Annotated in this window: 14 protein-coding genes; 4 read left to right on the plus strand and 10 right to left on the minus strand. The window is 63.9% G+C overall.

What is annotated here, in order from left to right:
* Positions 1–270 precede the first annotated feature (270 nt).
* A complete protein-coding gene (locus BM186_RS11655; RefSeq protein ID WP_074915432.1) occupies positions 271–912 on the plus strand; it encodes a hypothetical protein in 642 nt (213 codons plus the stop codon).
* On the opposite strand, the gene BM186_RS11660 is transcribed toward BM186_RS11655, so the two are convergent.
* Entirely contained in the window at positions 902–1,831 is a 930-nt protein-coding gene (locus tag BM186_RS11660) for an AEC family transporter (RefSeq protein ID WP_021487540.1), read from the minus strand. The two genes, BM186_RS11655 and BM186_RS11660, sit on opposite strands and share 11 nt — an antisense overlap.
* A gap of 140 nt (positions 1,832–1,971) precedes the next feature.
* Here BM186_RS11660 and glsB point away from each other — a divergent pair, with 140 nt between their 5' ends.
* Both glsB and BM186_RS11670 read left to right on the plus strand, forming a co-directional pair.
* A complete protein-coding gene (gene glsB, locus BM186_RS11665) occupies positions 1,972–2,880 on the plus strand; it encodes a glutaminase B (protein ID WP_072423685.1) in 909 nt (302 codons plus the stop codon).
* 68 nt (positions 2,881–2,948) lie between these two features.
* On the plus strand, positions 2,949–3,344 hold the full coding sequence (locus BM186_RS11670) for a RidA family protein (protein WP_072423686.1): 396 nt from the start codon (positions 2,949–2,951) through the stop codon (positions 3,342–3,344).
* A gap of 2 nt (positions 3,345–3,346) precedes the next feature.
* Here the strand turns inward: BM186_RS11670 and BM186_RS11675 are convergent, their stop codons facing one another.
* From BM186_RS11675 to BM186_RS11715, 9 genes are all read right to left on the minus strand, one after another.
* Complete coding sequence (locus tag BM186_RS11675; protein ID WP_074915434.1) at positions 3,347–4,930, minus strand: gamma-glutamyltransferase family protein; 1,584 nt, start codon at positions 4,928–4,930, stop codon at positions 3,347–3,349.
* Between the two features lie 9 nt (positions 4,931–4,939).
* Positions 4,940–5,776, minus strand: coding sequence for a sulfite exporter TauE/SafE family protein (locus BM186_RS11680; RefSeq protein WP_074915436.1), 837 nt, complete (start codon positions 5,774–5,776; stop codon positions 4,940–4,942).
* Between the two features lie 21 nt (positions 5,777–5,797).
* Positions 5,798–7,123, minus strand: coding sequence for a TRAP transporter large permease (locus BM186_RS11685; protein ID WP_074915438.1), 1,326 nt, complete (start codon positions 7,121–7,123; stop codon positions 5,798–5,800).
* The gene (locus BM186_RS11690; RefSeq protein ID WP_072423690.1) at positions 7,120–7,641 is read right to left on the minus strand and encodes a TRAP transporter small permease subunit; all 522 of its coding nucleotides are present in this window, start codon (positions 7,639–7,641) and stop codon (positions 7,120–7,122) included. The genes BM186_RS11685 and BM186_RS11690 overlap by 4 nt, the downstream gene beginning before the upstream one ends.
* Positions 7,642–7,645: 4 nt before the next feature.
* On the minus strand, positions 7,646–8,740 hold the full coding sequence (locus tag BM186_RS11695; RefSeq protein WP_072423691.1) for a TRAP transporter substrate-binding protein: 1,095 nt from the start codon (positions 8,738–8,740) through the stop codon (positions 7,646–7,648).
* Between the two features lie 392 nt (positions 8,741–9,132).
* Entirely contained in the window at positions 9,133–9,579 is a 447-nt protein-coding gene (locus tag BM186_RS11700; RefSeq protein WP_017676395.1) for an Lrp/AsnC family transcriptional regulator, read from the minus strand.
* 71 nt (positions 9,580–9,650) lie between these two features.
* A complete protein-coding gene (locus tag BM186_RS11705) occupies positions 9,651–10,094 on the minus strand; it encodes a GNAT family N-acetyltransferase (protein ID WP_074915440.1) in 444 nt (147 codons plus the stop codon).
* A 27-nt stretch (positions 10,095–10,121) separates the two neighbouring features.
* Positions 10,122–11,111: an asparaginase gene (locus tag BM186_RS11710; RefSeq protein WP_074915442.1), complete on the minus strand. Its 990-nt coding sequence runs from the start codon at positions 11,109–11,111 to the stop codon at positions 10,122–10,124.
* Positions 11,112–11,239: 128 nt separating this feature from the next.
* Entirely contained in the window at positions 11,240–12,679 is a 1,440-nt protein-coding gene (locus BM186_RS11715) for an alanine/glycine:cation symporter family protein (RefSeq protein ID WP_072423694.1), read from the minus strand.
* 159 nt (positions 12,680–12,838) lie between these two features.
* Here BM186_RS11715 and BM186_RS11720 point away from each other — a divergent pair, with 159 nt between their 5' ends.
* Positions 12,839–13,657, plus strand: a complete 819-nt coding sequence (locus tag BM186_RS11720) for a helix-turn-helix domain-containing protein (protein ID WP_072423695.1) — start codon at positions 12,839–12,841, stop codon at positions 13,655–13,657.
* Positions 13,658–13,661: the final 4 nt, after the last annotated feature.

Below are 13,661 nucleotides of genomic sequence, written 5' to 3' on the forward strand. Positions count from 1 at the left end.
CTCCGTGCCTGAGCTCGTCCGGTTCCATCAGGTACTGCCTTTCGAACTCGAGTATAGACGGCGAGTTTCACCTCGCAACGTGCGTGCAAAAATGGCCGAAGGCGCGCAGGCCTTGTCCTAAACGCCCCGACTGACGCGGGGTGTAGCCGTTCTGATACATGTCGTTATAGCTAACTCGCATAAGTATGAAAAAATTATGACAATCGCGTCTTAGCCAAGCCGAACGGCCGGCTAATGTTCACGCCCATGTCCTGAAATGTAGGAGCCGTCATGAACACCGCTGCCCTTCGTCAATTGATCGCTCAGGCTCGCCAGCAGGAAAGCGGCAGCCAGGCTCTCTCGCGCTTGCTGCAGACTCAGCTGGAGCGCCTGCACCCGGCCATCCGCCTGCCTGAGGAGAATGCGCCAGGGGCACTGAGCGCATTCGTCATCGCCTATATCGAGGAGGTGCCGGATGTGCTCGACGCCGCTGCCGAGGTCGCGCGCGAAGCGGGAATCGAGGCTGCTGTGAAACCGGTGCTGAAGATCGCCGAGCATTTCTTCCTGCAGCCACCGGCACTGATGGAGGGGCACGAAGGACTCGAAGGCCTGCTCGACGAGGCCTATCTGGCTCATCGCCTGGTGGAAGAGGTCAATGACCGCTATATCGCCCACCTCGGCCAGCCGCTGATCCCGCTGGATACCACCCGCGCCAATCTGATCGCCCACCAGCTGATTGGCGAACCCTTTGCCAACCAGCTCGACGAAGCCGTGCATCATGCCCTGACCGGTATGCTCGATGACGCCAGCTTCGACCAACCCTCGGTGCAGGCCTACCGCGAGCGCCTGGCGGCGCCGGACACCGCATCGGCCTGGCAGCGCTGGCCCTGCTTGTCACAGCAACTGGGCGTGGAACTGCAGCTCAAGGGCTGATCGCCAGCAGGATCAGCGACAGGGTCAGCAGTGAGCCGAGGGTGGAAAACAGGATCGCCCGCGACACCAGCGCCGCCTGGCGCTGGTAATACTCGGCCAGCATGAACGGCCCGGTGCCCGTTGGCAGTGCGCTGAGCAGCAACGCGGCATGCGCCCAGAACGGTGGCAGGTCGAGCAGCACAAAAGCGATGAACCAGGTCACCAACGGTTGCAGCACCAGCTTGAGCGCCACCAGCGGCCAGGCGCCTTCGCTCGGCCCGCTCTGCCGCTGCGCCAGGAACAACCCCAGCGACACCAGCGCACAGGGCACCGTGGCCGCGCCGAGCAGACGCAGAAACTCGTCCAGTGCCGCGGGCATCTGCACGCCACCAAAGGCCCAGGCAGCACCGAGTAGTGGCGCGACCACCAGCGGGTTCTTCAACAGCGCTGTGACCACCTGAACGATGGCGCCGCCCAAACCCTTCTTGCTCTGCAAGCCCACCTCGATGCACACCACCGCCAGGCCGAACAGCACGCAGACCACCAGCAGCGAGGCGATCAGCGCGGGCGCCATGCCGTCTTCACCCAGTACCAGCACACACAGTGGAATGCCGATATAGCCGGTATTGGCATAACCGGCACTGAGCCCATCGATGCTGGCGTCGACCAGGCTGCCGGTGGTTTTCCAGCGGTATGCCAGGGTGACCAGAAACACCGCGAGCATGCCGCCGGTGAAGGCGAGCAGGAAACCGGGCTGCCAGATCTGAGCCCAGTCGGCCTTGGCCGTGAGGCTGAAGAGCAGGGCCGGCAGGCCGAGCCAAACCACGAAGCGATTCATCTCCGATGCCGCGGTCGGCCCCAGGCGATTGGTTCGCCGGCAGATGTAGCCGACCAGGATCAGACCGAAGATCGGCAGCAGCACATTGAGAACGGTGGACATCGAACTACGCCAACGACAGGGGAGGACCGAGCCTAGGGGGGCCGGCCGCTCAGGGCAAGTCATGGGCTGTGATTCGTGTCCGTCAACGGGCGTCTAGCTCAGACTGCCGGGCAGTGCCCGACGCCCTCGCGAGCCTGAACATGCAAGCGTTGTTGAACGAAATTCTCGATGAAGTCCGCCCACTGATCGGCCAGGGCAAGGTGGCCGACTACATTCCCGCACTGGCCAGCGTGGCGCCCGACCAATTGGGCATCGCCGTGTATGGCAACGACGGCCAGGTGCATGTCGCCGGCGATGCGCGTACGCCCTTCTCGATCCAGAGCATTTCCAAGGTGTTCAGCCTGGTACAGGCCATCGGTCATAGTGGTGAAAGCATCTGGCAGCGCCTCGGCCACGAGCCGTCCGGGCAGCCGTTCAACTCGCTGGTGCAGCTGGAATTCGAGCGTGGCAAGCCGCGCAACCCGTTCATCAACGCCGGCGCCCTGGTGATCTGCGACATCAACCAGTCGCGTTACGCCGCACCGGCGCTGTCGATGCGCGACTTCGTCCGGCGCCTGTCGGGCAACCCCGAGGTCACGGTAGACAACCATGTCGCCGAGTCGGAGTACCAGCACCGTGCGCGTAACGCGGCGGCGGCCTACCTGATGCAGTCGTTCGGCAATTTCCACAATGAAGTCGAGGCCGTGCTGCGCAGCTACTTCAGCTGCTGCGCGCTGCGCATGAGCTGCGTCGACCTGGCGCGTGCCTTCGGTTTTCTTGCCAATGAAGGCTTCTGCCAGCACAGCGGCGAGCAGGTGCTGTCGCCCAGGCAGACCAAGCAGATCAACGCCATCATGGCCACCAGTGGGCTGTACGACGAGGCCGGCAACTTCGCCTACCGCGTCGGCCTGCCGGGCAAGAGCGGCGTCGGCGGCGGTATCGTCGCGGTAGTACCAGGGCAGTTCAGTGTGTGCGTATGGTCACCGGAGCTCAATGCAGCAGGTAACTCCCTGGCCGGGATAAAGGCGCTGGAGCTGCTCAGCGAGCGCATCGGCTGGTCGGTATTCTGATTCGATAGGGTATGGTCGCAGCAGGCCGCGCTGTCGTGCGGCCACTGACTCGATGACCAGGAGTGCCCATGTCGATGCCCGAATACCACATGTTCGCCGCTGCGCCCGCGCCGGTCGCACCGTTCTCCCACGCTTGCGAAGCCGATGGCTGGGTGTTCATCACCGGCCAATTACCCATCGATCCGGGCAACGAAGCGGCGCCACTACCCGAGGGCATCGAGGCGCAAACCCACAAGACCTTCGACAACCTGCTGGTAGTGCTCAGCGGCCTCGGCCTGGGCCTGGAAAACGTGGTCTCGGCGCGCGCGTTCCTCACTGACTTCCATGGCGATTACGAGCGCTTCAACGCGGTTTACGCCAGCTATTTCCCTGAAGGCAAACGCCCGGCGCGTACCTGCATCGGCACCACCGGGCTGGCGCGGCATGCGCTGGTGGAAATCGACTTTATTGCGCGCCGACCATAGGTTTACAAACCGCAGACGCTGCCGTCGCTACGCGGGTCCGCAGCGCCTTCGAGCACGCCGCTGGGGTGACGCAGCAACGCGCCGGCGTGGCCCATGGTGTCGCTGAAGGCTTCGTCCAGCACCTCGATCACATGGCCGGCGGCGCGCAACTGCTCGACCAGCTCGGCGGAGAAGCGATTCTCCAGCTTGAGGCTGGTGCTGACGTCGCCCCAGGTGCGTCCCAGCAACCAGCGTGGCGCGGTGATGGCGGCCTGCAGGTCGCTGCCCAGGCGATAGCGGCTGAACAGCGCGGCCTGGGTTTGCGGCTGGCCTTCGCCGCCCATGGTGCCGTAGCTCAGCACGCGGCCGTCGTCGAACAGTGCCAGCGCCGGGTTGAGGGTGTGGAACGGCTTGCGCCCCGGCTCCAGCGCCTGCAGCGCGGCCGGGTCGAGGGAGAAGCTGATGCCGCGGTTCTGCCAGGCCACGCCGCTGGATGGCAGCACCATGCCAGAGCCGAACTCCCAGTACACACTCTGGATAAAGCTCACCGCGCGGCCTTCGCTGTCGATGCAGCCCATCCAGATGGTGTCGCCGGGGGAGGTCGGGCGCGGCCATTCCAGGGCGCGCTCAGGGTCGACCGCCGCCGCCAGAGCGTCGAGGTTTTCCGGGGCGAGGAAGCCTTGCGGGTCGGCCGGCACGCGGCGCGGGTCGGTGACCACACGATCACGGATCATGAACGCCTGCTTGGTCGACTCGACCAGGCCGTGCACATGGGCGAAGCCTTCGGCCTCGGCGACCTTGAGGCGCTCGAACACGCCGAGGATCAGTAGCGAGGCCAGGCCCTGAGTCGGCGGCGGCATGTTGTACAGGGTGGCGTCGCCCAGACGTACCTGCAGCGGGGTAACCACCTGCGCCTGGTAGGCCTGCAGATCGGCCAGGCGCAGCGGGCTGCCCAGTTGTTCCAGCTCGGCAGCCATGCGCGTGGCCAGCTCACCCCGGTAGAAGTCATCCAGGCCTTTTTCTGCCAGATGCGCCAGGGTATCGCCCAGAGCCGTCTGCTTCATCAGGCTGCCCTCGGCCGGCACCTGGCCGTCGCTCAGGTAAACGTCGGCGAAACCCGGCACGTCCTTGAGTTCATCGAACTTGACCCGCGTCAGATGCGCCTGGCTGCGGCTGACGACGATACCGTTGCGCGCCTGGCTAATAGCCTCGGCGAGCAAGTCGTGCAGCGGCAGCGGAGTGCCCCAGCCGGACGCCACTTCCAGGGCCTTGGCCCAGCCGCCAATGGTCCCGGCGACGGTAAGCGCGGCCGTCGGACCACGGCTGGGAATCGCCTCAAGACCGGCGTAGAACTCGCGATCAGCCAGGGCCGCGCTGCTACCGCAAGCGTCGATGGCCACCGGGGCCTTGCCCGGCTCGTGGATCAGCCAGAAGCCGTCACCGCCTATGGCGTTCATATGCGGATAGACCACCGCGATGCTGGCAGCGGCGGCGACCATGGCTTCGACGGCGTTGCCGCCGGCCTTGAGCACGTCACGGCCGGCCTGGGCGGCCAGGTGATGGGGGGCGACGAAAATGCCGCGGGTGGCGTGGGTACTTTTCAGCATGGTCGATCCTCAGAGGGCAAAGGCGCCGAACAGCATGCGTACTGCTGTAAGGGCCAGAAACAGGGCGAACAGGCGGCGTAACAGGCGCGCGTTGATGGCATGAGCGATGCGTGCGCCCCAGGGCGCGGTGAGCATGGTCACCGGCACGATCATCGCCAGACCGAGCAGGTTGACGTAGCCCAGGGTGGCCGGTGGCAGGTTGTCCGCACCCAAGCCGTTGATCAGGTAGGCCAGGGCGCCGGGCAGACTGATGACCACGCCCAGTGCGGCACCGGTGCCGACGGCAATGTGCATGGGCGTGCGGCAGGCATTGAGGATCGGCACGCTGAGGGTGCCGCCACCGATGCCCATCAGGGTCGACAGGCTGCCGATAAACACCCCGAGCACACCGGTACCGGCTGTGCCGGGTAGCCCGTCGCGCAGGCTCAGGTTGCGCTCCACCGCCATGTTCAGCGCCACCAGCAGGGCGATCACGGCGAAGATTGCCGCCAGCACCTGGCCGCTGAGGTAGCCGCTTAGCAACGCACCGATCAGCACGCCGACCAGGGTGCCGGGGATCAGCGGCTTGAGCAGTTCGGGCTTGAGCCCGCCGCGCTTGTAGTGCGCCCTGGCGGAGATGATCGAGGTGGGCACGATGGCTGCCAGCGAGGTGCCGACGGCCACGTGCATACGTACTTCAGGGTCAATGCCGAGCAGGGTGAACAGGTGATACAGCACCGGCACGATGACGATACCGCCGCCGACGCCGAGCAGGCCGGCAAGGATGCCGGCCACCGCGCCGGTCAGCAGCAAGGCGCAGACCAGACCGGCCAGCCACAGCGGGCTGTAAGCAGAGAAAAAATCCATAGGCGTTCTCTTATGAGAGGGTTACCAGCCGATTGCCTTGGGCAACCAGGTGGCGAGCGTGGGGAAAGCGAACACCAGGGCCACGGCGAGCATCTGCAGAGCCACGAAGGGCAGTGCGCCAATGTAGATGTCCTTGGTGCTGATGCCTGGTGGCGCTACGCCCTTGAGGAAGAACAGCGCCCAACCAAACGGTGGCGTGAGAAACGACATCTGCAGGTTCAGCGCCACCAGAATCGCCAGCCAGACCATGTCGGTGCCATAACCCATGAACACCGGCAGGAACATCGGCAGGGCGATGTAGGAGATCTCGATCCACTCCAGAAAGAAACCGAGCACGAACAGCAGCACCATGAGAAACAGGATCGCGCCCAGTTCGCCGCCCGGTAGCAGGCTGAACAGATCATGCACCAGGGCTTCGCCGCCCAGGCCGCGGAAGGCCAGGGAGAACGGCTGCGAGCAGAGCAGGATGAGGAAGATCATCGCGCTGATGCTCAGGGTGCCGTGCAGGGTCTGCTTGAGGGTGTCGCGGTTCAGACGTCCGGCGCAGCCGGCGATGACCAGCGAGCCAAGGGCGCCAACGGAGGCTGCTTCGGTCGGTGCGGCCAGGCCGCCGATGATCGAGCCGAGCACACAGATCACCAGCAGCAGCGGCGGCAAGACCGATTTGGCGATGTTCTGCCACAGCTGTTTGCGGCTGATCAGCGCGCGCTCTTCGGCAGGAATCGCCGGCACCCACTGCGGGCGCAGCCAGCCGAGCAGCAGCATGTAGGCGATGTAGACGCCGGCCAGCATCAGGCTGGGAATAAAGGCGGCGGCGAAGATCGAACCCACCGACTCACCAAGAATATCCGCCAGCAGAATCAGCACCAGGCTCGGCGGAATGATCTGCCCCAGGGTGCCGGAGGCGCAGATGGTGCCGCAGGCCACGCTAGGTTTGTAGCCGCGGCGCAGCAGCACCGGCAGGGTCAGCAGGCCGATGGTCACCACGGTGGCACCAACGATACCGGTCGAGGCACCGAGCAGCACGCCGACCAGCACGATGGCCAGACCCATGCCGCCGTTGAGGCCACCCATGGCCTGGCCGACCGTCTCCAGCATGTCCTCGGCGACCCTGGATTTCTCCAGCATCACCCCCATGAAGGTAAACAGCGGAATCGCCAGCAACGTGTAGTTGCTGACCACGCCAAACATGCGCGCCGGTAGCAGGCTGAACAGCATCGGGCCGAAACCGATCAGGCCGGCGGCGAAACCGGACACAGCCAGGGAGATGGCCACCGGTACGCCGACCATCATCATCGAGAAAAAGGCGAGCACCATCAGAATTGCCAGCCATTCATTGGGGCTCATGGCAAGGCCTCCTCAGGTGTCGGGTTGGATGCAAGCAGGCCCTTGAGGGCACGCAGGGTGTCAGCAATGCCTTGCAGGGCAAACAGGGCAAAGCCCAGCGGCAGGAAGGCCTTGACCAGGAAACGATGGGGCAGGCCGCCGGGGTCCGGCGAGCCTTCGCCGATGGCGTAGGACTGCATCATGTAATGCCAGCAGACCCAGGCCAGGAACGCGCCGATCAGGCAGGTCGCCAGGGCACTGAACAGATCCACCGCAGCCTGGGTGCGCGGCTGGAATTTCTCGTAGATGAAGTCCACCCGCACATCGGCGCGGTGTTTCAACACGTATGAGATGCCGAGCAGCGCGATGGGCGAAATCAGAAACCATTCAAGCTCCTGCAACGCCACCGGGCTCACGGAAAAGCCATAACGGATCAGCACGTTGGCCGATACCAACAGGACCAGCACCAGCACGCAGCTGCGTGCCAGAGCGCCCAGGGTCTCGACCAACTGCTCGATGCGGTTGATCACGGCATGCATCGCCTCACACCCCCAGGTCCATGAAGCCTTTCTCGCCGGTGGCCGACCAGGTGCTGTACTTCTTGCGGAACGCCATGAAGTGGTCATGCACCTTGCGTGTTGCCGGGTCGGCGGCAGCCATGCTGGCCAGGGTGTCGTTGGTCACCTCGCGCAGGCGGGTGATGATGTCGGTGGGCAGCGGTTTGGCGATCACACCTTCATTGGTCACCAGGTCCTCCAGGGCATCGGCGTTGACCGCATCGGACCAGGCCAGGCTCTCGGCATTGCAGGCCTGGGCGCAGATGCGCACGATGGCTTGCAGGTCGGCCGGCAGGCTGTCCCAGGCCTTCTTGTTGATGATCAGCTCGGTGACGTTGGTCGGCTCGTGCCAGCCGGTGGTGTAGTAGTTCTTCGCGGCTTTATGCAGGCCCATGCGGCGGTCCTGATAGGGCCCGACGAATTCGGCAGCGTCGATCACTCCGCGCTCCAGCGCCGGGAAAATCTCGCCGCCGGGCAGCAGCCTTACCGCCACGCCCAGCTCGCTGTAGACCTTGCCGGCCAGGCCCGGGACACGCATTTTCAGGCCCTTGAGACTGTCGACATTTTCCAGTGGCTGACGGAACCAGCCGGTCATCTGGGTGCCAGTATTGCCCATTGGCATCGGCACCAGGCCATGAGGCTCGTAGAGTTCTTCCCAGAGTTGCAGCGCGCCGCCGTTGTACAACCAGGCGTTCATACCCTGGGTATTCATGCCGAAGGGCACGGCGGTGAAGAACTGCGCGGCGGGGATCTTGCCGGCCCAGAAGAAGGCGTTGGCGGCGTTCATTTCCACCATGCCGCTGGACACCGCATCGAAGCCTTCGAGCGCCGGGATCAGCTCGCCAGCAGCGAAATGCTGGATCTTCAGACGGCCATTGGACATGGCCTCGACGCGCTTGCAGAAATCGGTCGGGCTGCCCGGCCCCTGCACATAGAACGGTGAACCGGGCGCGTAGGCGTTGGTCATCTTCCAGTTGAAGGTTTTCTCGCTGGCAGCGGCGATGCCGGAGGCACCCAGGGTCAGGCCTGCGCCTGCGGCAACGGCTCCAGCACCGAGGAATTTACGACGGTTAAGGCTCATGGGGCGGTCTCCAGTTACACAGTGGCTCCGATCAGCGGGATGGCCTATCGGATGTAAAGTGGTCTGGAAGCCCTAGAGCAACACGCGTGCCAGTAGAAAAATATATATAAATTATTGTTTTATAAGGATTTATTTATTTTTTGAAGAATATGGCCGTTAGCCAGACTGCACAAAAAATAAGCACCTCTGGGCTGTCGCTCGCGACGAATCGTCAATACGCTGCGGGGAATGAATACATTTGTCAGCAGTGCCAAACCATTTGCATACGATCGGTCCGCTGACCTTGCCTTCAACTGACGAATGTCAGTTATGCACTAGATGAGCGCACTGAGCGCTCTTTTAAGGCGCCGACGCCTACAGAACAGTGAGAAATAACTCGATGTATCAGGATGTTACAGACGGGCACCGCCGCGCCGGTGCTTCACCCGCGTCATCAGTGCCTTGCAGTCAACCGTGAGAATCTCCGGGTGGTTGAAGATATGCTCGCGCACGAAGGCATCGAAGGTCTCGTAGCTGTCGGTCAACGTGTGTATGTGCAGGCTTTTCAGGTCACTCATGATGTACAGGCTGACCACCTCCACGGTGGCCGAGAGTCGCTCGGCGACGGCTTCGATAGCATGCGGCGCGACAGTAAGATCGACGAAGGTGGAAATACCCTTGCCGAGCTTTTCCGGATTCACCACCGCGGTGAATTTCTCGATGACGCCAGTATCGACCAGGGCCTGTACCCGAGTCCGTGCGTGGGCTCTGGATATATTGAGCTGGCGAGCGATATCGGCAAAAGAGGTGCGCGAGTCCTTGATCAGGATATTCAGCAGAGCATTGTCGAGCTTGTTCATGGCTGTCAGCTTGAAGACGAGGGAGCACTGGCGATGCGCAATGCATGCCAACCTCCCTCTCTCGCCCCCACCTACAACAGCTTGCGGTACTGCACGAATCCCGAGCGCTCACCGATGCGCTCATACAGCAGCTTGGCCTGGCTGTTGCTCTCGTGAGTCAGCCAGTGCACCCGTGAACAGCCGGCAGCACGCGCCTGCTCGTAGACATGCTGGATCAGCTGACGACCAACGCCGCCACTGCGCTGGCCCTTGGCGACGAAAAGGTCCTGCAGGTAGCAATAGTCGCCGGTGGTCCAGGTCGAGCGGTGGATGACCCAGTGCACCAGGCCAATGGCCTGGTCACCCTGCCAGGCCAGGGCGGCGCCCATGGGCTCGGCGGGGTCGAGAAAGCGCTGCCAGGTAACGGCGCTGGTCTCGGCTGGAATCTCGGTCATATAGAAGCGCTGGTAGCCCTGCCACAAGGGCAACCAGGCTGGGTGATCGGCAGCGACTACAGGGCGAATTTCGATGCTCATCGTCCTTCCTCTGTTCGGGCAGGTGGATCAGTCGCTCATCTCACCACAGAGATCGCGCGCCAGCCAGTGCTCAACCTCGGCTTGTGGCAAACCGGCGCCGAGCAGGGCGAACAGCTTGCCCAGTGCCGCCTCGCGGGTCATGCCGCCACAGGACACCAGGCCGACCTCGGCCAGACGGCTGCCGGCCGCATACACACCGAACTGCACATGGCCTTGCGGGCACTGGCTGATTGCTGCCAGCACCACGCCGCGCTGATGCGCTTCACGCAGCACGCTCATCAATTGCGCATCGCCGGCCGGGCCGGTGCCACTGCCGTAACACTCCAGCAGCAGCCCCTGCACGCCGCTGGCCAGCAGAGCTTGCAGTTGCCCGGCCTGCACCGCCGGATGCAGCGGCAGCACGGCAAGATTGACCGGCTGGCGCGGCTGGCGGAAGTCGATCCGCGCATCGACCGTGGCTCGTTCGGCCTGACGCTGACGCGGCAGCACCTGGAAGGCGTCGAAGGCGTCGCTGCGCAACTTCGAGCAACGTGCGCCATGCAGCAGCTGGCCGTTGAAGTACAGATGCACGCCAGGTGCGACACCGCGATACAGCGCGCGCATGGCGCCGAACAGATTGGGCCAGGCATCGCCACCGGCCACACCAGCCGGCTGCATGGCGCCGGTCAGCACCACCGGTACGTCGAGGCCGAGCAGCAGGAAGCTCAGCGCGGCGGCGCTGTAGGCCAGGGTATCGGTGCCATGCAGTACCAGCACGGCGTCGTGACCGTCGGCCTGCACGGCGGTGACGATCTCGTCACGCAGCGCCAGCCAGTGGCCGGTGTTCATGTTGGCGCTGTCGATCAGCGGCAGCAGCTCGCGAAAGCTCCACTGCGGCAGCTCGCTGGCGTTCTCGCTGGCTTGTTGGGTGCGCATGCGCGCCTCGAAACCCGAGGCCGGCGCCAGACCGTCTGCGCTCATCTGCATGCCGATGGTGCCGCCTGTGTACAGCACCAGTAGTCTTTCCGGGGTCGCCATGGGCTCTCCTCACAAATCACGGGCCTGCGCGACATTCACAACGTCGCTTACGACTGCCCGAACAATGGCTGCCAAAGCTGGCAGGCAAGAAAAAGGGGGCCTCGCCCCCTTCTTCCATCTGAGTCAGATCAACGCTGGTAGACGCGATCACCGATTTCCGCCTGGTCGGCGGTTTTACCCGGCTGACTACCCCAGACGGCAGGGTCGAGGTCCAGATCAGCGAACTGCTTGGCGTCCAGCACCGGCGACTCAACACCCGCCTTGATCTGGCTATCGTAGTCGCGCATCAGACGCAGGCCCACCTTGAACAGCAGCGCCAGGGCAATCAGGTTGGCGATGGCCAGCAGACCCATGGTCACGTCGGCGAAGGCGAACACGGTGCCCAGATCCTGCACCGAACCCCACAGCACCAGGCCAACCACCAGCACACGGTAGATCATCACCGGGCCGCGCTTCTGGCTGAAGAAGCCCAGGGCGTTCTCACCCAGGTAGTAGTTGTAGATCAGGGTGGTGAAGACGAACAGCAGCAGCGCCAGGCTGACGAACACCCGGCCCCACTCGCCGACCACGGCCGCAACGGCGCTCTGGGTCAGCACCACACCGGCCTGTTCCATGCCCGGCTGGTACACGCCGGACAGCAGGATGATCAGTGCGGTGCAGCTGCACAGGATCAGGGTGTCGATGAACACGCTGAGCGACTGCACGATGCCCTGCGCAGCCGGGTGCTTGACCTCGGCGACCGCAGCCACGTTCGGCGCACTGCCCAGGCCGGCTTCGTTGGAGAACAGGCCGCGCTTGACGCCCATGATGATGGCCGCGCCGATGCCGCCAGCGAAGGCCGGCTCGAGGCCGAAGGCGCTCTTGAAGATCAGGGCGAAGGTGGCTGGAACTTCGGCAATGTTCAGACCGATCACCAGCAGCGCCATGGCCAGGTAGGAGAAGGCCATCACCGGCACCAGCACGTCGGCGAACTTGGCGATGCGCTTGATACCACCGAAGATGATCAGACCGATTACCACGGTCAGGGCAATGCCGCTGGCCAGGGTCGGGATGCCGAAGGTGTCGTGCAGCGAGCTGGCGACGGTGAACGACTGCACGGCGTTGAAGCCGAAACCGAAGGTCACCAGCAGCAGGATCGATACGACGATACCCAGCCAGCGCTGGCCGAGGCCGTGCTGAATGTAGAAGGCCGGGCCGCCGCGGTAGCCGCCATCAGCCTCGCGACGCTTGTACAGCTGCGCCAACGAGCACTCGAAGTAGCTGGTGGCCATACCGACCAGGGCCACGATCCACATCCAGAAGATGGCGCCCGGGCCACCGAGCATGATCGCCACCGATACACCGGCGATATTGCCGGCGCCCACGCGGCCAGCCACCGACAGCATCAGCGCCTGGAACGAGCTGAGCTGGCCCGGCTGACGCTGGAATGCCTCGCTGAAGATACGGAACATGCTGCCGAAGTAGCGGAACTGGACGAAGCGTGAGGCGATGGTGAAGAACAGACCAAGGCCGATCAGCATCACGATCAGCAGCTTGCTCCAGATGAGGTCATTGAGAAGATCGAGCATGGAGGCTTTCTCTCTTGTTGTTCTGAATGGGAATGCGCCGCGCCGGGCGGGTGGCGCAATCTTTGGTGAAGGCGCCGTGCGGGACAATTTCGCAGGTCGCGGCGACCTGATGCGAGTTGATGCTAGAATCGCGTCATTCGCATCAGCTGGAGCGGCCATATGTCCGATTCCCTCGGCAGCAATCTGAAATTGCTTTGCAGCCATTACCGCTCGATTGCCGAGGTATGTCGCAAGCTGTCGATCAACCGCGCGCAGTTCAACCGCTACCTGGCCGGGCAGAGCCGACCGACCACGCACAACCTCAAGCGCATCTGCGATTTCTTCGGCGTCGAGCCCTTCGAACTGGCCATGCCGGCCGAGCAGTTCACCCGCCTGATCGGCGCCCGCAGCGGCGATGCGCAGCAGCACAGCGGCAATGACCCACTGCTGGACCTGTTCGCCCCACTGCGCCGTCAGGCCAGCCCGATGGAGCGCTACTGCGGCTACTACTTCGAATACTCCAACTGCATGTCGGTACCGGGGCACGTACTGCTGTCACTGGTGCACCTGCGCGAGGAGCGCGGCAACTACCTGTTCGAGCGCCAGGAACGCCAGGAGCGCCAGGAACCCACGCGTGGCGGCAGTGAGGACTGGGTGCGCTGTCGCTACCTGGGCACGGCGTTCTTCCTGCAGGACCGCCTGTTTCTGGTGGACTACGAGTCGCTCACCGGCAACGAGATGAGCCAGACCATCCTGATTCCCAGCTTCAAGAGCCGCATCATCCGCCTCAACGGCATCAAGACCGGCGTCTCCAGCGGCGACCGCCGCACGCCGGCCTGTACCCGCGTGGTCTGGCAATACCTGGGCAACGAGATCAACCGGGTCAACGCCTATCGCCAGCTGATGCTCTACGCCCCCGACGACCCGCGCATCGACGACGATATTCGTCAGCGCCTGGGCGGTGCGCAGCTGCGTGATGGGTTGTTCGAGATGGAGTAGGGCG

Source organism: Ectopseudomonas toyotomiensis (genome assembly GCF_900115695.1).
Lineage (GTDB): Bacteria > Pseudomonadota > Gammaproteobacteria > Pseudomonadales > Pseudomonadaceae > Aquipseudomonas > Aquipseudomonas toyotomiensis.

What these genes read in the sequence shown, in the direction of transcription:
- BM186_RS11680 (WP_074915436.1), bottom strand. Translation starts at nt 5,776, where the DNA reads ATGGATTTTTTCTCTGCTTACAGCCCGCTGTGGCTGGCCGGTCTGGTC.
- glsB (WP_072423685.1), top strand. Translation starts at nt 1,972, where the DNA reads ATGCAAGCGTTGTTGAACGAAATTCTCGATGAAGTCCGCCCACTGATC.
- BM186_RS11675 (WP_074915434.1), bottom strand. Translation starts at nt 4,930, where the DNA reads ATGCTGAAAAGTACCCACGCCACCCGCGGCATTTTCGTCGCCCCCCAT.
- BM186_RS11685 (WP_074915438.1), bottom strand. Translation starts at nt 7,123, where the DNA reads ATGAGCCCCAATGAATGGCTGGCAATTCTGATGGTGCTCGCCTTTTTC.
- BM186_RS11655 (WP_074915432.1), top strand. Translation starts at nt 271, where the DNA reads ATGAACACCGCTGCCCTTCGTCAATTGATCGCTCAGGCTCGCCAGCAG.
- BM186_RS11720 (WP_072423695.1), top strand. Translation starts at nt 12,839, where the DNA reads ATGTCCGATTCCCTCGGCAGCAATCTGAAATTGCTTTGCAGCCATTAC.
- BM186_RS11690 (WP_072423690.1), bottom strand. Translation starts at nt 7,641, where the DNA reads ATGCATGCCGTGATCAACCGCATCGAGCAGTTGGTCGAGACCCTGGGC.
- BM186_RS11705 (WP_074915440.1), bottom strand. Translation starts at nt 10,094, where the DNA reads ATGAGCATCGAAATTCGCCCTGTAGTCGCTGCCGATCACCCAGCCTGG.
- BM186_RS11710 (WP_074915442.1), bottom strand. Translation starts at nt 11,111, where the DNA reads ATGGCGACCCCGGAAAGACTACTGGTGCTGTACACAGGCGGCACCATC.
- BM186_RS11700 (WP_017676395.1), bottom strand. Translation starts at nt 9,579, where the DNA reads ATGAACAAGCTCGACAATGCTCTGCTGAATATCCTGATCAAGGACTCG.
- BM186_RS11660 (WP_021487540.1), bottom strand. Translation starts at nt 1,831, where the DNA reads ATGTCCACCGTTCTCAATGTGCTGCTGCCGATCTTCGGTCTGATCCTG.
- BM186_RS11695 (WP_072423691.1), bottom strand. Translation starts at nt 8,740, where the DNA reads ATGAGCCTTAACCGTCGTAAATTCCTCGGTGCTGGAGCCGTTGCCGCA.
- BM186_RS11715 (WP_072423694.1), bottom strand. Translation starts at nt 12,679, where the DNA reads ATGCTCGATCTTCTCAATGACCTCATCTGGAGCAAGCTGCTGATCGTG.
- BM186_RS11670 (WP_072423686.1), top strand. Translation starts at nt 2,949, where the DNA reads ATGTCGATGCCCGAATACCACATGTTCGCCGCTGCGCCCGCGCCGGTC.